General features: G+C 35.0%; 27 protein-coding genes. 12 read left to right on the forward strand and 15 right to left on the reverse strand.

Translation table 11 applies throughout. The features are described from left to right. Nucleotides 1-115: 115 nt before the first annotated feature. The 6 genes from ASG22_RS21560 to ASG22_RS09750 all read right to left on the reverse strand — a co-directional run bounded on the left by ASG22_RS21560 (nucleotide 116) and on the right by ASG22_RS09750 (nucleotide 4,879). Nucleotides 116-262, reverse strand: a complete 147-nt coding sequence (locus ASG22_RS21560; RefSeq protein ID WP_317038854.1) for a hypothetical protein — start codon at nucleotides 260-262, stop codon at nucleotides 116-118. Between the two features lie 52 nt (nucleotides 263-314). Next, complete coding sequence (locus ASG22_RS09730; RefSeq protein WP_317038855.1) at nucleotides 315-1,088, reverse strand: AraC family transcriptional regulator; 774 nt, start codon at nucleotides 1,086-1,088, stop codon at nucleotides 315-317. A gap of 64 nt (nucleotides 1,089-1,152) precedes the next feature. Continuing rightward, the gene (locus tag ASG22_RS09735) at nucleotides 1,153-1,926 is read right to left on the reverse strand and encodes an SDR family NAD(P)-dependent oxidoreductase (RefSeq protein ID WP_055983539.1); all 774 of its coding nucleotides are present in this window, start codon (nucleotides 1,924-1,926) and stop codon (nucleotides 1,153-1,155) included. 829 nt (nucleotides 1,927-2,755) lie between these two features. Next, the gene (locus ASG22_RS09740) at nucleotides 2,756-3,493 is read right to left on the reverse strand and encodes a hypothetical protein (protein WP_238586893.1); all 738 of its coding nucleotides are present in this window, start codon (nucleotides 3,491-3,493) and stop codon (nucleotides 2,756-2,758) included. Nucleotides 3,494-3,592: 99 nt separating this feature from the next. Then, nucleotides 3,593-4,177, reverse strand: coding sequence for a Crp/Fnr family transcriptional regulator (locus ASG22_RS09745; protein WP_055983540.1), 585 nt, complete (start codon nucleotides 4,175-4,177; stop codon nucleotides 3,593-3,595). Nucleotides 4,178-4,348: 171 nt separating this feature from the next. Then, on the reverse strand, nucleotides 4,349-4,879 hold the full coding sequence (locus ASG22_RS09750) for a hypothetical protein (RefSeq protein ID WP_202966698.1): 531 nt from the start codon (nucleotides 4,877-4,879) through the stop codon (nucleotides 4,349-4,351). A 1,018-nt stretch (nucleotides 4,880-5,897) separates the two neighbouring features. Between ASG22_RS09750 and ASG22_RS09760 the strand changes: the two genes are divergently transcribed. Continuing rightward, nucleotides 5,898-6,341: a RadC family protein gene (locus ASG22_RS09760; RefSeq protein ID WP_055983585.1), complete on the forward strand. Its 444-nt coding sequence runs from the start codon at nucleotides 5,898-5,900 to the stop codon at nucleotides 6,339-6,341. A 339-nt stretch (nucleotides 6,342-6,680) separates the two neighbouring features. After that, entirely contained in the window at nucleotides 6,681-6,833 is a 153-nt protein-coding gene (locus tag ASG22_RS20990) for a hypothetical protein (RefSeq protein ID WP_157844714.1), read from the forward strand. A gap of 292 nt (nucleotides 6,834-7,125) precedes the next feature. On the opposite strand, the gene ASG22_RS09765 is transcribed toward ASG22_RS20990, so the two are convergent. After that, nucleotides 7,126-7,512 (reverse strand): winged helix-turn-helix transcriptional regulator, encoded by a 387-nt coding sequence (locus tag ASG22_RS09765; protein ID WP_055983547.1) that lies wholly within the window; start codon nucleotides 7,510-7,512, stop codon nucleotides 7,126-7,128. 102 nt (nucleotides 7,513-7,614) lie between these two features. Here ASG22_RS09765 and ASG22_RS09770 point away from each other — a divergent pair, with 102 nt between their 5' ends. Beyond that, nucleotides 7,615-8,328: an SDR family oxidoreductase gene (locus tag ASG22_RS09770; protein WP_055983549.1), complete on the forward strand. Its 714-nt coding sequence runs from the start codon at nucleotides 7,615-7,617 to the stop codon at nucleotides 8,326-8,328. Nucleotides 8,329-8,609: 281 nt separating this feature from the next. Here ASG22_RS09770 and ASG22_RS09775 read toward each other — a convergent pair whose 3' ends face one another. From ASG22_RS09775 to ASG22_RS09785, 3 genes are all read right to left on the reverse strand, one after another. Beyond that, complete coding sequence (locus ASG22_RS09775) at nucleotides 8,610-9,002, reverse strand: VOC family protein (protein ID WP_055983551.1); 393 nt, start codon at nucleotides 9,000-9,002, stop codon at nucleotides 8,610-8,612. 143 nt (nucleotides 9,003-9,145) lie between these two features. Continuing rightward, a complete protein-coding gene (locus ASG22_RS09780; protein WP_131726179.1) occupies nucleotides 9,146-9,340 on the reverse strand; it encodes a hypothetical protein in 195 nt (64 codons plus the stop codon). A 331-nt stretch (nucleotides 9,341-9,671) separates the two neighbouring features. Beyond that, a complete protein-coding gene (locus tag ASG22_RS09785; RefSeq protein WP_055983555.1) occupies nucleotides 9,672-10,406 on the reverse strand; it encodes a hypothetical protein in 735 nt (244 codons plus the stop codon). Between the two features lie 1,069 nt (nucleotides 10,407-11,475). On the opposite strand from ASG22_RS09785, the gene ASG22_RS09790 reads away from it, so the two are divergent. After that, complete coding sequence (locus tag ASG22_RS09790; protein WP_055983557.1) at nucleotides 11,476-11,682, forward strand: response regulator; 207 nt, start codon at nucleotides 11,476-11,478, stop codon at nucleotides 11,680-11,682. A gap of 200 nt (nucleotides 11,683-11,882) precedes the next feature. On the opposite strand, the gene ASG22_RS09795 is transcribed toward ASG22_RS09790, so the two are convergent. Beyond that, nucleotides 11,883-12,476: a hypothetical protein gene (locus tag ASG22_RS09795; protein ID WP_055983558.1), complete on the reverse strand. Its 594-nt coding sequence runs from the start codon at nucleotides 12,474-12,476 to the stop codon at nucleotides 11,883-11,885. Beyond that, complete coding sequence (locus tag ASG22_RS09800; protein WP_055983560.1) at nucleotides 12,463-12,957, reverse strand: RNA polymerase sigma factor; 495 nt, start codon at nucleotides 12,955-12,957, stop codon at nucleotides 12,463-12,465. The genes ASG22_RS09795 and ASG22_RS09800 overlap by 14 nt, the downstream gene beginning before the upstream one ends. Before the next feature lie 286 nt (nucleotides 12,958-13,243). Here ASG22_RS09800 and ASG22_RS09805 point away from each other — a divergent pair, with 286 nt between their 5' ends. After that, a complete protein-coding gene (locus ASG22_RS09805; protein ID WP_262483951.1) occupies nucleotides 13,244-13,771 on the forward strand; it encodes an exodeoxyribonuclease VII large subunit in 528 nt (175 codons plus the stop codon). Nucleotides 13,772-13,857: 86 nt separating this feature from the next. Here ASG22_RS09805 and ASG22_RS09810 read toward each other — a convergent pair whose 3' ends face one another. Both ASG22_RS09810 and ASG22_RS09815 read right to left on the reverse strand, forming a co-directional pair. After that, nucleotides 13,858-14,334: a DUF6265 family protein gene (locus ASG22_RS09810; protein WP_131726180.1), complete on the reverse strand. Its 477-nt coding sequence runs from the start codon at nucleotides 14,332-14,334 to the stop codon at nucleotides 13,858-13,860. Nucleotides 14,335-14,445: 111 nt separating this feature from the next. Next, on the reverse strand, nucleotides 14,446-15,258 hold the full coding sequence (locus ASG22_RS09815; RefSeq protein ID WP_055983567.1) for a helix-turn-helix domain-containing protein: 813 nt from the start codon (nucleotides 15,256-15,258) through the stop codon (nucleotides 14,446-14,448). 116 nt (nucleotides 15,259-15,374) lie between these two features. Here ASG22_RS09815 and ASG22_RS09820 point away from each other — a divergent pair, with 116 nt between their 5' ends. Further along, nucleotides 15,375-15,551 carry a histone H1 gene (locus tag ASG22_RS09820; protein ID WP_055983569.1) on the forward strand — a complete coding sequence of 59 codons (177 nt, stop codon included), beginning with the start codon at nucleotides 15,375-15,377 and terminating at the stop codon, nucleotides 15,549-15,551. Between the two features lie 169 nt (nucleotides 15,552-15,720). Here the strand turns inward: ASG22_RS09820 and ASG22_RS09825 are convergent, their stop codons facing one another. Further along, nucleotides 15,721-16,383 carry an NAD(P)H-dependent oxidoreductase gene (locus tag ASG22_RS09825; protein ID WP_055983570.1) on the reverse strand — a complete coding sequence of 221 codons (663 nt, stop codon included), beginning with the start codon at nucleotides 16,381-16,383 and terminating at the stop codon, nucleotides 15,721-15,723. A gap of 116 nt (nucleotides 16,384-16,499) precedes the next feature. Here ASG22_RS09825 and ASG22_RS09830 point away from each other — a divergent pair, with 116 nt between their 5' ends. The 6 genes from ASG22_RS09830 to ASG22_RS09855 all read left to right on the forward strand — a co-directional run bounded on the left by ASG22_RS09830 (nucleotide 16,500) and on the right by ASG22_RS09855 (nucleotide 21,350). Further along, nucleotides 16,500-16,880, forward strand: a complete 381-nt coding sequence (locus ASG22_RS09830) for a winged helix-turn-helix transcriptional regulator (RefSeq protein ID WP_117590791.1) — start codon at nucleotides 16,500-16,502, stop codon at nucleotides 16,878-16,880. Nucleotides 16,881-17,388: 508 nt separating this feature from the next. Continuing rightward, nucleotides 17,389-18,369, forward strand: coding sequence for an NAD(P)H-binding protein (locus tag ASG22_RS09835; RefSeq protein ID WP_055983574.1), 981 nt, complete (start codon nucleotides 17,389-17,391; stop codon nucleotides 18,367-18,369). Next, nucleotides 18,366-18,821: a DUF2147 domain-containing protein gene (locus ASG22_RS09840; protein ID WP_055983576.1), complete on the forward strand. Its 456-nt coding sequence runs from the start codon at nucleotides 18,366-18,368 to the stop codon at nucleotides 18,819-18,821. Before ASG22_RS09835 ends, ASG22_RS09840 begins: the two co-directional genes overlap by 4 nt. Before the next feature lie 32 nt (nucleotides 18,822-18,853). Continuing rightward, nucleotides 18,854-19,774, forward strand: coding sequence for a helix-turn-helix domain-containing protein (locus ASG22_RS09845; RefSeq protein ID WP_055983578.1), 921 nt, complete (start codon nucleotides 18,854-18,856; stop codon nucleotides 19,772-19,774). Nucleotides 19,775-19,794: 20 nt separating this feature from the next. Continuing rightward, nucleotides 19,795-20,553, forward strand: coding sequence for a hypothetical protein (locus ASG22_RS09850; protein WP_055983579.1), 759 nt, complete (start codon nucleotides 19,795-19,797; stop codon nucleotides 20,551-20,553). A 128-nt stretch (nucleotides 20,554-20,681) separates the two neighbouring features. Continuing rightward, nucleotides 20,682-21,350: an AraC family ligand binding domain-containing protein gene (locus tag ASG22_RS09855; RefSeq protein ID WP_055983582.1), complete on the forward strand. Its 669-nt coding sequence runs from the start codon at nucleotides 20,682-20,684 to the stop codon at nucleotides 21,348-21,350. Nucleotides 21,351-21,465: the final 115 nt, after the last annotated feature.

Here is a 21,465-nt window from a genome sequence, read left to right on the forward strand (position 1 = left end):
AGGGGAATCTATGAGAAAAAAGAGAGGAGTTAACAGGGAGTAATTATTTATTATATTTGAATACTAATTGACACATGAAAAACAAGAGTTTTTATCAAAATTAAGGGTGGTCAATTTAAACCGAAATTACCTGGTCACTTTGAATTGGAATTGGGTGGTCAATATCACTGGAATTTACAAAGGAATTTCTAAACTCTAAAGGAGACATATCAGTCTTTATTTTGAAAAGTTTGCTGAAAGATTGCGGATGTTCAAAACCCAATTCATAAGCGATTTCGCTGAGTTAATTCCGTATTCGTTAATCTTTCTTTTGCTTAGTCAATGAGCTTTTCGTGGATGTATTGTTTTGTGTTTTTACCAATGAGCGAGCGTAGCATATCACTAAGATAACCCGGCGAAATATTCAGTTGGTCAGACAGATATTGTACTGTTGGAACACCCAAATGCAGCGTTTTCTGATTTAGATAATCATCCAGAATGCTTTCTGTTTTCTCAAGAATGTCACTATTGACAGCTTTGCGGGTAATGAATTGGCGTTTGTAAAACCGATTCACATAGCTCAGCATTAATTCTATCTGGGCAATCATAACCTCTTGACTGAATTCATCAACACCATTATTCAGCTCCTGTTGCATGATCTGATAGACGGAAAGCATAATTGCTTTTTCTTTATCAGACAAATGCAAGGCTTCATTTGATGAGTAGGAGAAGTAGCCGTACTGCTTCATCTTCTTCGGCAGAGGATGACCCAATAGAAAATCGGGATGGATGAGCAATAGGTAACAATAAGTACCGCTGTTATATTCTGTGGTTCCTACCAATTGGTTGGGCGCGAAGAAAAGCATACTGCCTTCATTGAAGTCATAGTAACCCTGACCATATTTCAGCTTTCCACTGTTCTTTGTGATAAACGTTATTTTATAGAAACTCAGGACATCATAGATCGGCGCCATCTCCGTATTGAAAGGATTGCTTTCATTAAAATGAACCAGACTGATCAGAGGATGTTGAGGTGCGGGCAGTCCAAAAGCCTGATGGCTTTCCGAAATGGAAATAAACCGTATAAGTTGATCGTCTTTTCTTTTCATATCATAAATTTATAAAAAAACCTATGACAAAAAGATCATCATAGGTTTTTAAGTTGGTTAAATCTTACCAGGGTAGAATGTTATCCGGTCCGCTAAAATTAGCTGGTCCGGTAAAACTTCCATTAGGAAGATCTTCTGCCAATGCCACTCTTATGGGTTCTTTAGAGCCTTCTTCTACCGTATCGGTTCCCTGAAAATTATTAAGGGCAGTGGCGGTAAAACCAGGACTTACCAGATGAACTTTGATATTGGTGCTTTCCAGGTCTATCGCCAAAGACAGGAAGATTCCGTTTAGCGCCGTTTTCGATGCGCCGTAAGCAGCGTCGAAGGCTGAACGGTAAGGATTTTCAGGATTCGCATTGATTGTCAAAGATCCCAATGCGCTGGAAACGGTCACGATTCTTGCAGCAGAAGATTTTTTCAATAGAGGTAAAAATGCCTGAGTAATGGAAAGCGTGGCAAAGACGTTCGTTTCCCAAACAGCTTTTAGGTCATTGATCGGGATAATGCTTGCACGTTGCGCTCCCAAGACTTCTTCCATTGTGCGTCCGGGTTTTCCTGCGTGTGAGATGGCTGCATTATTGACTAATAATGTTAAATATCCTAATTCACTTTCGATAAGTTCTACTGCGGCTCTTACAGAATCATCATCTGTAATATCCAGCTGAACAGCTTTTGCCTGACCACCGATCTCACTGGCTGCAGCTTCTCCTTTATGAAGATCACGGGATCCTAAATAAACAGTGTAACCGTTATTTGATAAAGCTTTTGCGATTTGAAAACCTACCCCTGTATTGGCACCGGAAACCAGTGCTACTTTATTTTCATTGTTTTGCATAATTGTAATTGTTTTTATTATAGCAAAGTTGAATATTATAACGTTGCTGATTGTATCCAAATCGAGAATATTTAAAGCCATATTGAGTTATCCGAAAAATAATTTTTTCTATAAGTGGAAAACAGGAGCTACTGACCAATTATTTTCGGATTGAATTGTGAGAATTATAGAATCAACAGATGAACGAAAAACGACTACTGAATATAGAAACAGATGTCACTGAAACTAATATCGCTTAATTACTGAAAATTGATTTTTATCAATGGAAATTTTATCACAGGCTGATTTTTTAATTGCGTGAATCCTCGTCCATAAGCGGTGCGCTTCCGCAACTTCAGTAAACGGAAATGCCTTAACAACTTTAGGTTTGAATCTGCCCGATTATATCAAAAGCTAAACGTTTTTTGACATCTATATTATGAAAAAGTCCTAAATTATTGTCTAAAATGCAGATTATGATACGCAAAGTTACAGTATTTTCAATTTATTGCTTAAAGAATTAAAAGCCTTACCGTCATATTTTTAATTGCATTTTTTTTTCCTCCATTTGGATTATTGCCAAAGGACGAAGCTTAACAATGATAACTCCAAATGGGATACCTAATTTTATATAGTAAATAAATTCCGTTTTCCCTGCTGAAAAACATTTTGTTGGGTATCTGGGATTTATCACTTACAAATTCGGAATGCTTATAACATTGAAGCATTGGCGTTGTAGGGGCAATCAAGGCTCGTCAGCCCAATGCTTTCAACAAAGATAAATAGAATTACAAATGTTCAGCATATGTTCTTCAGCCCTTATAACGCCTATGCAATGTTAGCTGTAGTTTTATTTCGTCAAGGTGGTCTTTAGTTTCTCTGCTTTTTGTCTGCCTGCTCTATAATTTGGGTCTAATGCAATTGCCTTGTCAAGATATTCCAATGCTTGCGTTCTATGTTTTTTACTTTGTCTTTGTTTAGTCCAAGCCCAATAAGTAAAGCTCATTATCTTCCAATTGGCATAATCGCTGTTTTTGTCTTGCTTGTCAATAATGGATTGAAAGTCTTGCTTTGCAAATTTTCTTTTTGTAAAGAAAAACCAAGGCAAATTTTCAGCAACACTTCCCCTTAAAAATTCAGGTAAATAAGAGACTGATGAATAGTTTTTTACTGCGTCATTGAATAAGGAAAATGCTTCACCTAACAATTTAAGTTTTTTTGTTTCTGCACCAACCAACGATAATGCCGAAGCTCTATATGATGCAATAAATGGTAAAAGTTCCTTTGTTGTATTAGGCGAATTGAAAAGTTCGCTCAATGTATCAAAACTTTTTTTGGCATAACCTTTAAATTCTGTTTTAGAAAAGAAAGAAAGATTTAGCGCTGTTTCGTGATAGATAATACCAAGCCGGACTTTATTAATTTCGTTTGGATTTTGTTGGTAATTTTCTTCAACTTCCTTGAGTTTGATTTTCAATTCGGTTGTGTCAATTAGTTCCATTACATCGTCTAATTGATGTTCAAAGACTTTTACTTTTGAAAAGTCTAATTGCTGTTTTTGTGCATTTACGCTGTTAGTTATTGTCATTGCTAAATAATTGAAGTGATGAATAATTGTCTCATTTTTTATTTGTTTAATTGATGAGGCAAAATTCCAGCTTCAATGATGGATAAACGATGACTTAAGTTAAGACTTTGATTTCTTAAAAATTCGGTTTCTAATTCTGCTCAAACTTTCGGGGCTTACACCTAAAAAATTGGCAATATATTTTTGAGGAACCCTCTGAAAAAGGTCGGGTTGCTTTTTTATTAAATTCTGAAACCGTTCTTCTGGTTTGTCTGACGAAAGCGACATTGCAATTTCGGTTGCTCGTTGTGCGACTTGTTCCGCCATTAACCTGCCAAAAGTTTCATATTTATTGCATTCGTTGTATAATTTATTAAGGTTTTCTTTTCGGATAACAAATACCGTTGTGTTTTCCATTGCCTGCAAATTCATTATACAAGAAATATTATGAGTAAAACTTTGAAAGTCTGTTACCCAAGCGTTTTCAAAAGAAATGTCGCAAGTTTTTTCTATTCCGTCTTTAATATGGAAATGCCTGATAGTGCCGTCAGCAATAAAGCCAATGAAGTTGCAGATTTTTCCGTCTTGCAGTAAAAAATCTTTTTTCTTTAAATCTTTATTTTCAAAGTATGTGTCAATAAGTTTAAGTTCTTCGTCCGTCAAAGGAACTTTTGTCTTGCAATATGTTTTAAGTCTGTCAAACATCGTAGGGTTTTGAAAAGTTACAGCTAAGGTTTTGGGGCTTTGTGATGGTGGGGCAATCGAAGCACAAATCTTCAATTTTGCACAAAAGTTGAACCGAAGAACAACCGCTGAACTTTGCAGTTTCGCCCCACTATTGCAAAACCCTTTTTATGGGAAGTATTTTTTATTCGGTTAAATTTCGAACGGATAATTTTTCAACAAATTACCGCTCAATTCAGCAAGTTTTTTTTTATATTCAACTTTTCGCTTGTCATTAATTTCATTTTCGTTATCATAAATATTATCCAATTGTGCGTTTAAGTCGGCATATTGCAACCATTTTTCAAAGTTCAAGTTAAGGTCGATAAAATTTTCATTACACATTTTTTCGTTATTGTGGTCATAAAAATAAACTTTGTTTTCGCTGTCAAATAACCAAAGGTCGCCTTGACCATTTTGTCCAAATATCCAAAATTTTGAAATTTCTTCGTCCAGATAATTTTCTGTCCAATAGTCAGCGTCAGAAAAAAAATTCGTTTCACTAACAGCCGTAACACTCTCAAAAAGCGTACATTCCGATGAAATTTCGACCGTTCTAATTTGAGTTGTTATTTCCGTGTATAATTTGTCAAAAGGAAATGTTAGAGATTTTGGAAAATTTCTTATTGTTTGTCTGTTGGATAATAATTTTTTTTTAATTTCTTCCGCTGGTTCTAATGTCATAACGGTTGTTTCTAAGATTCCCCATAACTTATTTATATACTCTACTAAGTAGCGCATATCGACCCTAAATTATACGGCTTTGCGTTACTTTGCTTTTTAACAAATTTATAAAAAGCGTCAGTATAAAAATGATAAAAATGATTTTAATTGAACACTCATACTTTTTTTGAAGTTGAATGGTAGTGTCAAAAATTTCTTCCAGGCTTTTCTCTATGCTTTTAAATTATGTGGACAGTAGGTGTACTCCCCGAATCATATTTTATGAATCTGAGGAAAAATCTTCACTAATCCTGGCAAAAAATTTTGTTCGACAATCTTGTTCCCATTACATATTCAACTTACACTCAAACTCAGGCGATATTGAAATAGTCATACATCATTATCATTGTTTGAAATGAGATACTGCATTTAACGATTATCCTCTGCCATTTAAAAGCTGTCAAACCATCTCTTTATTCTTAGAACATAATATTCTTTTTATTGAAAATTTCATAAACAGATCTAATTTCAATTACACTCATTCCCTATGAGGTTACCTGATTTTCTATAGCAAATATATTCCGTTGTCACTGCTGAAAAAAATCTTTTTGGGTATCCGGGATCGGAGATCCCAGAACCTCCGCAAAAAGATTTCAGGCTTTCATCAATGTTCTTTCTTATTGTTTTTAAGGAATTGATTGCAGTTTTCCTTGTGCCTGCCTGAATGGTTACCTGCATAGAAAAAGTCAGAAACCTCGCAAGATGCAATTGCAGTTCATTGAAATTTTGATCCTTATTATTCTCTTGGTATAAATCATCTCATCAGATGTTGGTATAAATCAATTGATCAGATTCTTTTATAAATCGAATCATCAGATCTTATAAACCAATTCGTCAGATGTTAGTATAAATCAATTTATCAGATAATATGACCAAGTAAAAGATAAGAAAAGTCAAAGTTTCCTTCAAGCTGCAATTCATAGGTTTTTTTATGTAAGTGTGGGAAAAACAGGTCTCCGCCGTACTCGGAGCAGGAAATATGAAATTCAATATTGTCAACGAAATTAAATTGAGCTACTCAAGAAAGGGAAATTGTGAAAGGTCTATATCGTCCTCAGCGGATGCGGTGGATGTTTTCAGGGAACATTTTGATGCGGATAAAATGGACTACAGGGAATCTTTCTTTGCGCTGTATCTGAATCGGGCTAATAAGGTTTTGGGAATTAAGAAAATATCTGAATGCGGAATTTCTTCCACTTTGGTTGATGTGAGAATTATTATGCAGGCGGCACTTCTTTGCAATGCTTCGGGAATCATTGTCTCCCATAATCATCCTTCGGGAAATTTGAAACCTTCCGGTTGTGATATTAAGATGACCGCACAGATCAAAGAGGCTGCGAAGATTCTGAGTATGTCGTTGCTGGATCATGTGATCCTGACTTCGGATTCGCATTTTTCATTTGCGGATGATGGGATGATGTAGTGTTTGGATGATTGGATATTTTACGGGATCATATCATTTTAATGTCGGATTAGGAATTGTCTTTTGCGGATAAAAGGATGATCGGAAATAAAAAAACTGGATGTCGTAGCGATCATTTATGGTTGACATTGGTTTCGCGTTTTTGGTTTGCTACTGATGGAATGATATAGTGATATGATGATTGGCTATTTTACGGGATGATGTCATTTGACATTGGAATCACGTTTTTCGTTTGCAGTTAAAAGTACAGTGAGAATGTAATAATGGATAATAGGAAATGGTAGGGGCTTATGCAGGGAGTCTCTGTTTATTAGGTATATAAGAAATAATTTAGAAAATATGAAAAGTACAATGAAATTTGAGATTGAGTCTCTATGGTTTGGAATTAAGAATCCTAAAGGCAAGATTGAGCAGGTTTTGTTTGCCGGGAAAATGGCAGAGTATGAAGGAATGCCGAATTGCAATCGGTTGGCTCGATTAATAATCAAATAGCTTGAAGTTCTGTATCGAAATTGAATACAAAATACATGGTTCGATACTTTCGATGGTGAATAAACTGGGCTGGTAAATGATATTTAGATTGACCTGATTTTCTATTCACTTTGGAAAAATGATTTGATCGTTATTCCTGCCCACAGTATTTGTAGGACATCAGAAATTTACTGAGCCAACCAGGCTCCTTGGACTTAGAATTTCCTTACAGTGTTGAAAGTGAATAAGCTTGAAGTTACACAGTCGTCAATTGGTGATGCATAACGGTTTAAGTATTAGCGGCTGTTGTTTTTCAATGCCAGTCTGTCTTCACTTTTTCACGGTGTAATAGTCCCCACTCCCTCAATGCCACAATTACAGGACCAAGCGAATTTGTATATTCTGTTAGTTCGTATTCAATGCTTACAGGTTTCGTGCCATAAACACGTCGGGTAATAAAACCATTTAATTCTAGTTCTTTTAATTCGTGTGAAAGCACTTTTGCAGAAATCTTATTTATTGTCCTTTGAATTTCACCAAAATGCTTGTTGCCTTCAAGCATTGCAACCAAAATTGGAATCCTCCATTTTCCTCCCAATACATATAATGCGTCTTGTATTGGACCTAATGAGGATTTACATTCTGTTAGATTAGGAAATAGCTCAACAGATTTCTTTAGTTGTTTTGTTATCTCAATCATAAAGTTCGTTACTTAAAGGTAAGTAGTTACATTTGGGTAACCACTTACATTTTGTAAGCAATTTAAGGTATTTTTGTTACACTAAAATTAAAAAGTAAGTAAATGGTAAAAACTATTGTAATAATTGGTGCCGGTCCAGGTGTTGGATTTGCTGTGGCACAACGTTTTGGGAAAGAAGGTTACAATGTAGCTCTTTTGGCAAGAAGTGAAGAAAAATTAAATGATTTGGTTACACAGCTTGAAGCACAAGAAATTTCGGTTGCTTCTTTTTATGCTGATGTTTTGGATAGAAATTCTTTAAAAGATGCTTTGGTTGCTGTAAAAAAACATTTTGGTTCTATTGATGTTATTGAGTTTAGCCCCACCCCTTCAATAGAAACCATGCGTACACCAAGAAATATTGATGTTGAAAATGCAGCATTCCATTTAGATTTCCAATTGTTAAGCGCAATTACCGTAGTACAAGCGGTGCTGCCTAATATGCTGTCTAGAAAAGAGGGAAGTTTGTTATTTACAACTGCTTCGTCTGCACAAAAACCAACTTCTATGACAGCAAGTTTCGGAATTGCTGCTGGTGCTTTGTTAAATTATATCCGTGTGCTGAACAACGATTTGTCAGCCGAAAATATTTTTGCAGGGATTGTGTCAATTGGTGGGTTAGTGTATAATACTGTCGAACCCGACCAAGAATTATTAAAACATTTCCCTCAAGGAATGCCTGCTATTTCGTCAAAAGAGGTTGCGGAAACACATTGGAAAATGCACTCTGAAAAGAAAGAAAACGAAATCATACTCGGAAAAACTTTTCTGTTTTAAGTCGAATTTTGAGTAAAAAGAAACACAACATAACTAAATGTTAGTTGTGTTTTTTATGGTAGTCGTAATTTGGAGTTGCTAACTTTGTTAGGACACAATTTTTATACTCTTTAACTTTAAGAGTATGAAAAAGAGTATCAAAATTTAATGTCTAATCAATCTAAAAATGTAGCTTAAAGAGTATATAAATTTTGTCTCAAAATAATTGCAAGTTCACTATTCTTCACTTTCAAATTTCATAAGATTGTTGAGTAAAGACACTTATCGTCTGAAGTATTCTGTTAGCCCATTGGTGTGCAGATCTCAATGAGAAATCCGTCAATGTCAAGGACATAAGCAACAATTTGGCCCCACGGTTTTGTTCTAGGATCTTCAACGATTGTTGCTCCTGCATTTACAGCTGTCGAAACTGTTTCTTCTACATTGTCTGCTGCGAAACCAATCTCAATTCCAAATGTTTTGTTTTTTAAACTACTTTCTGTAAAACCTTCTTTCAAGTTTGATCTGGCCAATGTAGTTGAAGCAAAAGACAGCGTTGTCTCTCCAACCAAAAGTTCACCATAGTCATTGTCAGGCGTTACAAATTTTCGGATAAATCCAAACGCCTTTTCGTAAAATTCAACTGATCTTGTTACGTCCTGAACGTATAGGATAGCGTAAGCAAATTTTATCATCGTATCAATTGTTTGTTTTTATTGATTATTGTTGAACTTTGAATAAATGTTTAACCGAAGCCGTTCATCCACTCATTTGGAGATGCCTGATTAGATGTTCAACTCTCTGTAATGTAAAGACATTGCATTAAATTCTATGTGTTTTATTTTGATGTTTTAAAATTTCCAAAAATTACTGACAAAATTAATAGACCAATTCCAATTCCAATGAATGAACCTTTCGCTAAGTCCGGTAATTTTACAAAATGGCTTATGATTTGTGATGTTGCGATTACAAACATCCCAATTATCATTATAATTAGGGCATTTTTCTTTGGTGTTCTTTTCGTTTTTTTCATTTTTAAAGCTGTTGGAATATTAGTTATTGTTTCTAAACTTTTGTTACAATTATCTTTGTGAATCGCCAATTATTTAAATAGCTTTTTAATCCTTTTTTAAACGTAAAGTCTAAAATGCTTTATTATTTTATTGCATAAAAATTAGTGAGAGCAAATTATTCAATTTTATGCATGTCTTTCAATCTGACCGCCTAACATTTTAGGTCTCTGAGTTCGGGCGGAAATTGAATCAGAAAAGCTGATGTTAGTACTAGAGTTTAATCGAAAGACAACTGTTGAACTTTGCTGTCTCGTCCCACTATTACAAAAACCTTGTTAACACTAGTCTTTATTATTCTTTTTCAAGGTTGATATTTTTTTCTATTAATGTTGAAATGGATATTGTGCTTCCTTCAATAAGTTTAGGATTTGTTTTCCCAAACTTTTTTGCCGTAAATTTTAACTCAAAACCACTGACTGTCCATTTTGGGTCGAAGTATTCAGATTTCGGTATCGTGAATTCCCCTGCACTGCTTATTGGTTTTACTATGACATCTTTGCTTGAGTAATTTTTATCATTGCTATTGGGTGTTTTTAATAAAACTGATGTGTAAATGGTAAGTTCGTTGATGTTTTTTAATTCTTTCCACTTAATGACCGTATTTTTATTCAGATCACCTTGTTCATCGCATTCTATATTTTCAATTTTTTCTTCACTCAAAGCACTGATGCTTCCCAAATGGTATTTTTTCCCATCAGATAGTTTTACCTCAAAATTGTAGATGTTTTTTAAAGGTACATTTTCGGCATGATACCTTGATTCATCGGTATAATATCGGCCCTGACGATGTTGGAGTGGGGTCTCAATACCATTCACTATTATTTTTAGGGAATCGTTTGTTATTTTTTTATTGTCTTTATCAAATAGATCAACAGTCATCCAATTATCTTTTCTGTCAGTAGGACTTTGAGTAATCTCGATCGTTGCGCCTATCAACCCGGGATCTTCTATCTTTTCTGAAGATAGATTTGAATTACAAGAGGTTAGTGCTAGTATACAAAGTAAAAATAATAATAGATGTTTCAAAACTGTTATTTAGTTTTTTTGGTAATGTTGGTTTTATAAAATTACGGACAATGTCAGTCTTTGAAAAATCTCCGTTTTATTATAATTAAAAATAGTAAATTAATTTCAATAATTGAGAAGGTAAATTCTTACATTTAAAGAATCGGTAAATTAAAGAGTTCACCTGCATTTATAGGTTTTCAATAGTTTGAACCAGAGTATTTCTTTAACACCATAATTACAGCATTTGAAATGACATTAGACAACTTTAAGACAGCCTGCTTGCAGATATTACCAGTTCTTCATCAACATGAATTTGATATAATTACACCCCATTTGTCTATCAAACATTATACTAAAGGGGAGTCATATGGTGATAATGTGCGATCTCCTTTGTCGAGAAATTGAGATAAAGTAAACAGCAGAAGCGTATCTGACCGATATTTAGGGTTGGTACTGAGAGATGAGATGAGTATATGATATTATGCTGGACATAAAGGATCCGAAATCTCCAAAATATGAATTGATTAGAAGGATGATTTCGTCAATGCTGTAAAAACAGTTTTGATCAAAAGATTTTAACGCCGATTATTTCTGAAGGGATATTCAATGTCCCCAACATGATTTTTACCTGATGAAAAAATTCACTGAGATAAAATATCATTTTCTAAGTTTTCTGAGAAAAACTCAAAAAATGTTACCCCTATATGTTTTGACTTTGAAAAATAATAATATCCTATATTAAGATAATCCTGCGAAAATCACTAAACAAATCTACACCAGCATTTTAATGATTAATTCACATGGAAAGATTGCCGTATCTTATAAAATTCTGAAAATTGTATAAAATCAGAAATTACATATAGAAATGTAAATTATCCTGGAAATTTATGATTTTTTACATGGTTGGTTTTATTTTTGAGAGACATGAGTATGAGAAAGATTTTTTTAGTTGAAGATGATCAGGCAATAAGAGAGGTACTTGAAATGGTTCTGTCCTCTGAAAATTATGATGTACAATCATTTCCAACTGTCAGTGCTTTTACATACAGAGAATAGATGTAAATACTGACCTTTCCATTTTTGATGTATGTTACCTGACGGATCCGGTATTGATCTCTGTGAAGAAATTAAAAGCGATGTAGATCACAAAGAAATTCCTATCATCATCATCATGAGTGCTCACGCCACACTAGATCATATATTTCAAAGTTGTCAGCCTGATGATTTTATTCCAAAACCTTTTGATATTGACAATCTGCTTTTGAAAGTACAGAAGATTATTGAAAATAAATAGATTTTATTGAGATGGTCGATCTCTTATTAACTGTCCTCCGAAAAAAAAGCACATTTTTTAGATTTTCTTAATCTACATATCATTTTTTAATCGACACTAAATTATGCCGTGCCTTTATTGTTTGTTTGAACACAATCGATATATTATACTCTTTCTAACAAGTTATTTTTACACTTGTGAAGTAGCTGAAGTAGTTAAAATTATTCTCTTAAATCTTTTTCAATAGTTTCCAAAGAGTGTATCACCTTTGAGATTTTTTCGTTCTGTTTTTTGATCTGCCTTGGTCTTAGAAAAAACCATGCAACAGTCAACCAAATAAATGTTAATCCATAAGATAAAATTCCACCTAATGTTGACATTCTCAGCGCAAATTCATAAAAATAAAAGGCAAAACCGGTAGTCAATAAAACATAATAAATGCTGATTCCCTTCGTCTGCATATAAAGCTGCTGATGCTGTAATTTTTTCAAAGAAGCCAGATATTCCTGATTGTTGATCGACGGATTGATTTTCCGAATCACATTGAGATTTCCCGAAACCAAATAAATATACATAGCCAAAGCAATCAGAATCAAAACGATTCCTAAACTGGTGGTAAACATTTTAAAATCAATGACATTCCAAATAAAAATAATCATAACAGCAGTAACAGAAAGACTGAATATATGACAAATCGTAAACCGCAATTGTTTCTTTTTGTATTTATCAGCACTAGATTTTATTTCTTGGATATTAGGAATATCTGTATTTTTCTTGTTCCAAATGTCTTGGAAATTGATGTTATCTGTTGGCATAATTCTTAAATTTTTCGGTTAACTTTTCTTTGATTCTGTGTATTTTAACTCTCACATTGGCTGGTGAGATTCCCACAACTTCAGCGATTTCAGCCTGTTTCATTTCTTCGAGTTCCAGGGAAATAATGATCCTTTCCAATTCCGGTAATTCCGAAATACATTGATATAGAAAATCCGTCATTTGATCCTGCTCCAGTTTGTTGTCTTTCTCGGCGTTGTCTTTGATCTGATAAGGCAATTCGCTCTTCGGCATTCGTTTTTCGAGATTGATTTGCCTTAGACATATATTGGTAGCAATCCTGTAAATCCACGTTCCGACAGCGGCTTCCTGCCGGAATTTTGGTAACTGTTGGAAAACCGCCACAAACGTTTCCTGACAAAGATCCTTCGCTGCATCGTCATCATTCACATAACCCATACAAAGACGGAATATCTTCTTCCAATAATCATGGTATATGTCTTCGAAGTTTAAAACCTGCATTGTCTTGTTTTGAAATTTAGAGTGTAATAAACAGAAAATGTTACACTTTTAAACTATAAAAAACGCCCCAAATTTAGGACGCTTTAACTTTTTTAAAAGTTGATGTCATTTTTTATTAACTGACTTCAAATTCTGTCCTGCTTTAAAAGCATTGCTTGCATGGAGTTGCTAACATTTATGGAAATAATGCGATTGTGCAGAAGGATTTTTTGAAGGACTGGATATTTCAAGAAAATATTTTGATATTTCAGATCACAGCTGCAATATCACTTCCTCCACGGCGATCATTTCCAAACTGAAGGAAATCTCAGCTTTGGATCTTGACATTGTTGCCTTGGTCAGGGGAGGAGGTGACCGGCAGAGTATGGAAACTTTTAATGACCTGAACTTATCCGAATTAATCATAACAATGAAGCAGGTCACTGTTACGGCTATCGGTCATACGGTCGATGAAACATTATTGGATAAGCTGGCTGACAAGCGTTTTCACTTACCGCACGATTACGGCGCTGGATTGAATGCCACTGCAGAAAAATTATCACATGAACGATCAAATTCAAGGGCTTTGCTCATCGATGAGGTCAAAAAAGATATGACTAAGCAGTTTTCGGAACAGGTAGAAACTTTAGAAAAACAGCTGAAGAAGAAAAATAAAGAATTCACCGAAGCCCAGACAATATATAAAGAGCAGGTAGAGAGCCATAACAAAATCTTTACAGACCAGCTGAAAGTTAGAAACGAGGAATTTCAGAAGCTTCAAGTGACTTCAGGCAAACAGCTTGAGGATCTTCAGAAGAATTTCCAGGAGCAGTAGAAACAGTTATAAGAGTTATTCTTGCAAAATTTATTTAGCATAAAAGATCAGGTTTTAGCTTGTTCTAAGGATTAGTATATAAGCCTCTATTTAATACGTCTCATTGGGAAGTAACGCCGTTCTTCCTTTCCATTCCTAAGTCCTGAAATCTCAGCTTTCAATGAGTCTTCACTAATCTTTTTGTAAGAGATGACCTGCGGAAAATCGTGCATTTTATTTTCAAACACCAAATAGGTTTCAGAAATTCTCTTTCCCTCAAAACGTATTGGAGTACCTTCATTCTGATCCTTAACAGCCGGAATATAAAAAAGTTTGCCTTGCTCGTTGACCAATCGTATGCTCTCAAATAAGATAGTATCCTTATTCTTGATCACATAACTTTTACCGACAAGTTCATTTCCGTCGGCTTTTCTCCAGGTTTCATAAATACTACCTTTCGACGTTTTATGTTCCCAGGTTCCGACCAGCCATTCTATTTTTTTGATATTGCTTGCAGTTTTTACGGTGCAGGTACAAAGCGTTAGCATGGCAGCAACCATAGAAAAATATATTCTTGTTGTCATAGTTTTGGTTTTATTGATAGCACTTAAAAAAATTCTATATTGTAAAGTCATCAGATCACTGTGCGAAGTTGCAGTATATCCTGTAAACAAAATTGTAAAAATGCGACACGATCAATCTCCGATAAAAAAAGAGGTCATTTTTAGAGTTTTTCCGTAGAATTCTTTTGGGGTAATACCAATAAGCTCCTTGAAATCTTTGATGAAATGAGCCTGATCGTAATAATTATTATCATAGGCCAGAGCCGTAAGGTTAGCAGATTCCTTCGTCAACAGCATCTTAAGTGCAGCCTGCAGACGGATCGTCTTTGACAGTTGTTTTGGGCTTAAACCGATGGCCAGATAAAATTTACGCTCCAGTTGCCTGCGGTTGATGTGGATCTGGCTGGAAAGTTCATTAATGGAAAGTTGTCCGTTACCCGTCAAAATGGTCTCAACAGTCGATCTCACGATATGATCTATAGTTTCTAAGCGGCTCAGACTATTCAGTAAAAATATTTCGACCAAATTGATCCTTTCCTGCACCGAATTCGCATTTAATATTTTCTCCTCCAGATCTTTCCCATTCTGTCCGAAGAGTTTTTCCAGTGGAATGGCAGTGTTTTCCATTTCCTTTATGGGTAGGAAAGCAAAAGGTAAAAAACCATAGGGATGAAAGCGGACAGAGAAAATACCCGTCCTTCCGGTAGGTTCTATTTCAAGTGGTCTTGTCAGCTGACCCATCACAAAGCATCTGGGTTGGATTATACTTTTTCCTCTTCCGGTGTACTGCTTATAAAGACCACCATAATGAAAGATCATCTCCATACATCCATCGGGAACGACGGATTGCTTTTCCAGTTGTTGATCTGCTGAACTTTCCAGTGTCCAATAGCATTTGACAAGTACCTTCAGTTCCTGGTCCGGCTCAAATGTCTGGTAATTCATCGGTTTTTAATTTTCAATAAAAATAAAAAAAATCATCTAAACATGATTTAAAAACATTTAATAACAGCCCCATAACTATTATATTTGCCGTCCAATTAATTTTAAATTATCACATTATGAAAGAACTAATCGAAAAGATCAACGCAGAATTTGAAGCATTTTCTGCTGAAGCCAACCAACAATCTGAAAAAGGGAACAAGGCTGCCGGGACAAGAGCAAGAAAATCTGCGCTTGAACTCAGCAAATTATTTAAAGACTTCAGAAAAGTTTCCGTAGAAGAGTCTAAGAAATAAGACTTAAATAAAGAAACCCCACTTATAAGTGGGGTTTCTTTATTGTACTGATTTCATTTTCCGTGATCTTAGCATATATATAATAAGAACATAAGTTGGAGATTAAGGGGGTAAATAACATAATTGTTTGTCAGGCAGACTATTCAAGAATTTTAAAAGGTTTCTAATTTTAATATTTATTGTCTATCAGAGATTCTGCAAAAATATTTTTAAGACGGGTGTTCCATCTTTCTAAAATTTCTTTTCGTTCTTCATCGGTAGTGCGTTCGATAGAAAAATTTATTTCAGATGGTAAAACTGAAAAACCGACAAACTCAAGAATTCCCGTCTGAATCGGATGTAAAATCTGATCGATGCAGCCATATTTTGTTGTGATGTAATTCTTTTCAGGACCTCCTGTTGTTAAAGATAATAAAGCCTTCCTGCCTTTGAGCAGACCATTATCATAAATTCTGCCGTTATCATAAAACTTCCCCATGGCAAATACTTTATCGACCCAGCCTTTCAGTATGGCAGGTACAGAAAACCACCAAAGCGGAAATTGCCAGATCATCAGATCACACCACAATACTTTCTCCTGCTCTGCTAAAATGCCACTCGCAAAACCATTGTTTTCGTGAGCGAAATGTTCTTCAGCCTGTTGGCTGAAATGGACTTTGTTTTGGACCGTTGTGAAATTTTCTCTGTCAGAAACAGGATTGAAATTCATTCGGTACAAGTCCGATGTTTTTACTTCGTGCCCATTTTCTTCCATTGTTTTTATCGCTTCCTGATACATTGCGGCATTAAAGCTTTTGGGTTCCGGATGTGCAATTAAGATTAAAATTTTCATTGTCTTTATTTATTTTAGTATAGTAAATTGAACTATAATAATTATAGTTGCAAAACTAATTTTAGTAATCTATATTTGCAATAACTATCCAAAGAGATAGTCTAAAAAAGATAGAAATGAAAACAGAATGTATTGGTGATCACGTTAAACTGAAAGATAAGGCTTATCCCTGTACTGTAAGCCTTACAATGGATCTGGTAGGAGGGAAATGGAAAGCTGTTATTCTGTACCACTTGAAAGATAATTCGAAAAGATACAGTGAACTCAATAAGGAAATACCGTCAATTACGGAGATGACATTAAGTCTGCAGTTAAAGCAATTAGAGAAAGACGGTCTGGTTTCGAGAAAAGTTTACGGCAAAAAACCACCTGTCAAAGTAGTTTACGGCTTAACAGATTTTGGAAAAAGTTTTATTCCCGTTCTGGAGGCAATTACCAGCTGGGGCAATCAGGTGGTGGTTGAAAAGGGTGAGTTTATATCTGTTGCTGCAAACTAAATCTATTTGTGTTGATACCAGTACTAAAAATTACATATAAAGCCTGATTACCTATTAATAAATTTTCGACCAAAATAAATTGAGATAGATGTTAGAAATTGGAAAGAATTTTGGTATTCTAAACCCTGAAAATTATTGACTAAAAATAGAAGCCCTGAAATTGTCGGGGTTTATTTGTAATATCGCAAAGTTTCTACAGAAAAATCTTTACGAAAATCACAGTCTATTCTTCACGATGGTGAAATCTGGAAAATGAATTGTTTTATTGCCAAAGGATGTTTTAGATTATATAGGTTTGGAAAAGATGGTGTCGACCATATCATGCTTTTTGGGGTTGAGAATTGGTGGATGACAGATCAGGAAAGTTATAATCACAATACACCATCCCTTTATAATATTGAAGCTTATGTTAACTATTAGAAGTTTTTGAACACAAGAAGCGGGGATTTGAACACATGCTAGGAATTAAATTGACTGAAATTTGCATCAATATTAAATGTCAATAAAGATGAAAATAGCTGTTACAGGTTCATTAGGAAATATCAGCAGACCCTTGGTCATACAATTGATTAATCAAGGACATCAGGTAACCGTTGTCAGCTCTTCTGAGGATAGGAAAAAAGAAATAGAGAAGTTGGGAGCACAAGCTGCGATTGGCGAAATCGAAAATCGCATTTTTCTGACTAATGTATTTGAAGGTCAGGATGCAGCTTACTGTATGATCCCACCCTTTAACTTTTTTGGGAAACAGAATCTTGATTATCAAAAACAAGCATTAGAAATCAGTACCAATTATGTTCAGGCAATTCAAAAAGCCGGAATAAAAAAAGTGATCCATCTGAGCAGTGTGGGTGCAGAAAAGCCAAATGGGGCAGGGGTCTTGGTTTTTCACTATATCGCAGAAAATGTTTTTAAAAAACTTCCTTCCGATGTAACCGTTATTCATATACGTCCTGCATCTTTCGATTATAACCTATACGCCTTTATGGATATGGTAAAAGGTAAAGGCTTTTTGGAAGGTATAGTAGGTAAGTTACTCTATCTTAAACATTATGGTCTCAAGGGTCTGCTAAAAGGCTATTCCGGAATCATATTATCAAATTATGGAGGAGCCGACAAAATAGCCTGGGTGTCGCCCATTGATATTGCATCCGCCATTGCAGAGGAAATCAACACTCAACAAAGAGACAAAAAAGTAAGATATGTTGCCAGCGAAGAACTGACGTGTCAGGACATTGCTACTACTTTGGGAAATGCTATCGGAAAGCCATACTTGAAATGGGTGCTTATCAGCGATAAGCAAATGACCGACGCCTTTATAAAAATAGGGGCAACTGACACTATCGCCAAAGAATTTACAGAGATGAATATGGCAATGCACGATGGAAGCCTGTTTGAAGATTACTTTAAAAACAGACCAGCCATTTTGGGCAGGGTGAAGATTAAAGATTTTGCAAAAGAATTCGCCATAAAATACAATCAACAATGAGAAATTTCTTCCTAACAATTGTCTTTTTAAATTTTTCGATGATGCTATTTTCACAATCGACAGCCGATGATATTATTGGTACCTGGTACAGTCCGGTGAAAGAAGGAAATGTGCAGATCTATAAAAGCGGGAAAAACTATAATGGCAAACTGATCTATTTAAAACATTCTTTGGATGGCAAGGGAAAACCAATTTTGGACGTGAATAATCCTGACAAAGAAAAACGTAAAAGACCTTTGGTAGGTATTCTTTTGTTAAAAGATATTACATACGATGATGAGAAGAACAGCTGGAAAGGAAAGCTCTATGATTACGATGGGAACAAGGGAAATACCTACGATTCGTATCTTACTATTACCAAAAATGGCAACCTGAATATCAAAGGCTTTTGGGGACTTTCTTTCTTCGGATTAAATCCAGGACTTACTTTAGAAAGAGTTGATCTGGAATAATCCTATATTTAAATCTTGTAAACCAAAACAGAATGAATGTGCAACAGCCTTACAGAATAAAAAGCATCAAAGAATATCATAAAATATTAGGTATTGGTGCACCGGAACATCCGATGATCAGTGTCATAGACCTTACTGACATTACACCTTACAAAAGTAAGGACAGTGTTAAGGTGATTTTTGATTTTTACATCATCTCACTCAAAAAGGTAGATTCCGGGGATGTACAGTATGGTTATGGTCAGCAGAAATATGATTTCGATAATGGCATTTTGTTCTTCATCGCTCCCAATCAGGTTTTTTCATTTAAAGCAGACGAAGATTTTAAAAGTTCAGGAAGTATGTTGCTCATCCATCCTGATTTTTTGTGGGGAAGCGCACTAGCAAAAACGATCAAGAAATATGAGTTTTTCAATTATGCGGTGAACGAAGCTCTTTTTGTTTCTGAAAAAGAAGAACTTGTCTTGAACAGTTTCATTAAAAATATCGAGCAGGAATATCATTCACACATCGATAAATTCAGTGAAGCAATTATTATCTCTCAAATAGAATCTTTCCTTAATTATTCAGACAGATTTTATATGCGTCAGTTTCTTACCCGTAAAATATCGGGAAACCAGATTCTGGACAAATTGGAAAAAATCCTTGATGACTATTTTGCTGATGACAATATCATCAACAAAGGCTTGCCATCCGTACAGTATGTTGCCGGACTTTTAAATTGTTCGCCCAACTATCTGAGTGGAGTTTTGAAAACCTTTACCGGTCAGAACACCCAACAGCACATTCACGAAAAGATCATTGAAAAGGCAAAAGAAAAACTTTCGACAACTACGCTTACCATTGGAGAAATTGCATTTGAACTGGGATTCGAGTACCCTCAATCTTTCAGCAAATTGTTTAAAAGCAAGACCAATCTTTCTCCGGGCGAGTTCAGGACGTTCTTCAATTAATTCAAATTTCTAATCATCTTATGATCGATTTTTTAGCATCACTCAAAGCAAGAAATGAGTGCTTATTTTATTTTGGACTGCTATGTCTGTCAAGTGCAGCTTTGATATTGATAAGATCAAAATTCAGCGATGTACAGATCAACGGCGTGAATGTCTTGTACAAACCATTTAAATTTGCTCTGTCAATGGGTATATTTAGCTTGACGATGGGTTGGTACACGGGATATCTTATTTCTTATAAATATATCAATTTATATAACTGGTCATTGATTATCTTTCTGGGATTCGAGGTCTTTTACGTCACGCTTCAGGCCTCACGAGGTCAGTTGTCCCATTATAACGTCAGTTCAGCATTATATACTTCATTGACTGTCGCAATGGCAATTGCAGCAATAGCAGCAACTGTATATACAGGCTATATCGGCATCTTGTTTTGTACTGAGAATTTTCCCGAACTTCCCGATTATTATCTTTGGGCCATTCGCTTAGGCATCTTTTTATTTGTGATATTTGCTTTGGAAGGTGCCGTTATTGGTGCAAATGGTTCGCCCAGAGTTGGTGGTCAAGGTGGCGGAGCAATACCTTTTCTTAATTGGAGTCTTAAATATGGCGATCTGCGCATTGCACATTTCGTAGGGATGCACGCCTTGCAGATATTGCCATTACTTGCATTTTATATATTCAAGGATGTTAGGGTGGTTATTTTGGTTGGCTTTATGTACGGTTTGTTAGCGTTATTTTGTCTAGTGCAAGCTCTGAACGCTAAACCGCTATCATGATTTTAATAATCTTTAATTGATACTCCTTCAGGTAAAATATCCTGTCGTCAGTAGAGAATTGTTAAATGTCACGAACTACTTCGTAATTCTGCATAAACTGTCGTAACTTGTATTTATAATAGTTAAGTATGTCATTTAAGCCAAAATTCATTCCAATAAATACTTTTCCCAATGTTGAAAGCAAAGGCATTATTATTGAAAAATCGTCTGTTGAAGATCTCCACTTAGAAAGAATTAGAAAAGCTCACAGGGATAACTACCATTTATTTTTTATTTTGGAACAAGGAAGCGGAATATTTGAAGTAGACTTCCAACAGTATACAATTATATCACCTTCTGTCATCTACATTCAGCCATATCAGGTACATCGGGGCATTTCTTTTAAGGACGGGTATTTTACTGTAATTCTTATAAGCGACGAAAACCTTAATGCTGAATACCTTGATCTGTTAAAGAAAATGGCTCCTGCAGATCCTCTGATTTTGGAAACTAAGCTCTTTGATGTTTTATCAGATGCAATAGCAGTTTGTATAAAAATGAAGGATTTTGAAAGAAAATTATACCTTTCTATATTGAAAAATAGTTGCAATGCTCTGATAGGATTAATCATCTCTGAGTTTTTAAAAAATTCTGTTCCGACAGATTCACAGACTCGTTCTGAAGTTATTGTAAGTAACTTTAAATTTTTATTGGACGAGAAATTCGCTGCAGAAAAAAATCCCAAGTACTACGCTGTAAATTCCAGTGATATTGACCACCCAATTTCAATTCAAAGTGACCAGGTAATTTCGGTTTAAATTGACCACCCTTAAATTTGATAAAAACTCTTGTTTTTCATGTGTCAATTAGTATTCAAATATAATAAATAATTACTCCCTGTTAACTCCTCTCTTTTTTCTCATAGATTCCCCT

This window comes from Chryseobacterium sp. Leaf405, assembly GCF_001425355.1.
GTDB lineage: Bacteria > Bacteroidota > Bacteroidia > Flavobacteriales > Weeksellaceae > Chryseobacterium.

Coding starts and splice junctions, on each gene's coding strand:
- ASG22_RS09730 (WP_317038855.1), bottom strand. CDS start 1,088: ATGAAAAGAAAAGACGATCAACTTATACGGTTTATTTCCATTTCGGAA.
- ASG22_RS09735 (WP_055983539.1), bottom strand. CDS start 1,926: ATGCAAAACAATGAAAATAAAGTAGCACTGGTTTCCGGTGCCAATACA.
- ASG22_RS09740 (WP_238586893.1), bottom strand. CDS start 3,493: ATGACAATAACTAACAGCGTAAATGCACAAAAACAGCAATTAGACTTT.
- ASG22_RS09745 (WP_055983540.1), bottom strand. CDS start 4,177: ATGTTTGACAGACTTAAAACATATTGCAAGACAAAAGTTCCTTTGACG.
- ASG22_RS09750 (WP_202966698.1), bottom strand. CDS start 4,879: ATGACATTAGAACCAGCGGAAGAAATTAAAAAAAAATTATTATCCAAC.
- ASG22_RS09760 (WP_055983585.1), top strand. CDS start 5,898: ATGAAATTCAATATTGTCAACGAAATTAAATTGAGCTACTCAAGAAAG.
- ASG22_RS20990 (WP_157844714.1), top strand. CDS start 6,681: ATGAAAAGTACAATGAAATTTGAGATTGAGTCTCTATGGTTTGGAATT.
- ASG22_RS09765 (WP_055983547.1), bottom strand. CDS start 7,512: ATGATTGAGATAACAAAACAACTAAAGAAATCTGTTGAGCTATTTCCT.
- ASG22_RS09770 (WP_055983549.1), top strand. CDS start 7,615: ATGGTAAAAACTATTGTAATAATTGGTGCCGGTCCAGGTGTTGGATTT.
- ASG22_RS09775 (WP_055983551.1), bottom strand. CDS start 9,002: ATGATAAAATTTGCTTACGCTATCCTATACGTTCAGGACGTAACAAGA.
- ASG22_RS09780 (WP_131726179.1), bottom strand. CDS start 9,340: ATGAAAAAAACGAAAAGAACACCAAAGAAAAATGCCCTAATTATAATG.
- ASG22_RS09790 (WP_055983557.1), top strand. CDS start 11,476: ATGTTACCTGACGGATCCGGTATTGATCTCTGTGAAGAAATTAAAAGC.
- ASG22_RS09795 (WP_055983558.1), bottom strand. CDS start 12,476: ATGCCAACAGATAACATCAATTTCCAAGACATTTGGAACAAGAAAAAT.
- ASG22_RS09800 (WP_055983560.1), bottom strand. CDS start 12,957: ATGCAGGTTTTAAACTTCGAAGACATATACCATGATTATTGGAAGAAG.
- ASG22_RS09810 (WP_131726180.1), bottom strand. CDS start 14,334: ATGACAACAAGAATATATTTTTCTATGGTTGCTGCCATGCTAACGCTT.
- ASG22_RS09815 (WP_055983567.1), bottom strand. CDS start 15,258: ATGAATTACCAGACATTTGAGCCGGACCAGGAACTGAAGGTACTTGTC.
- ASG22_RS09820 (WP_055983569.1), top strand. CDS start 15,375: ATGAAAGAACTAATCGAAAAGATCAACGCAGAATTTGAAGCATTTTCT.
- ASG22_RS09825 (WP_055983570.1), bottom strand. CDS start 16,383: ATGAAAATTTTAATCTTAATTGCACATCCGGAACCCAAAAGCTTTAAT.
- ASG22_RS09830 (WP_117590791.1), top strand. CDS start 16,500: ATGAAAACAGAATGTATTGGTGATCACGTTAAACTGAAAGATAAGGCT.
- ASG22_RS09835 (WP_055983574.1), top strand. CDS start 17,389: ATGAAAATAGCTGTTACAGGTTCATTAGGAAATATCAGCAGACCCTTG.
- ASG22_RS09840 (WP_055983576.1), top strand. CDS start 18,366: ATGAGAAATTTCTTCCTAACAATTGTCTTTTTAAATTTTTCGATGATG.
- ASG22_RS09845 (WP_055983578.1), top strand. CDS start 18,854: ATGAATGTGCAACAGCCTTACAGAATAAAAAGCATCAAAGAATATCAT.
- ASG22_RS09850 (WP_055983579.1), top strand. CDS start 19,795: ATGATCGATTTTTTAGCATCACTCAAAGCAAGAAATGAGTGCTTATTT.
- ASG22_RS09855 (WP_055983582.1), top strand. CDS start 20,682: ATGTCATTTAAGCCAAAATTCATTCCAATAAATACTTTTCCCAATGTT.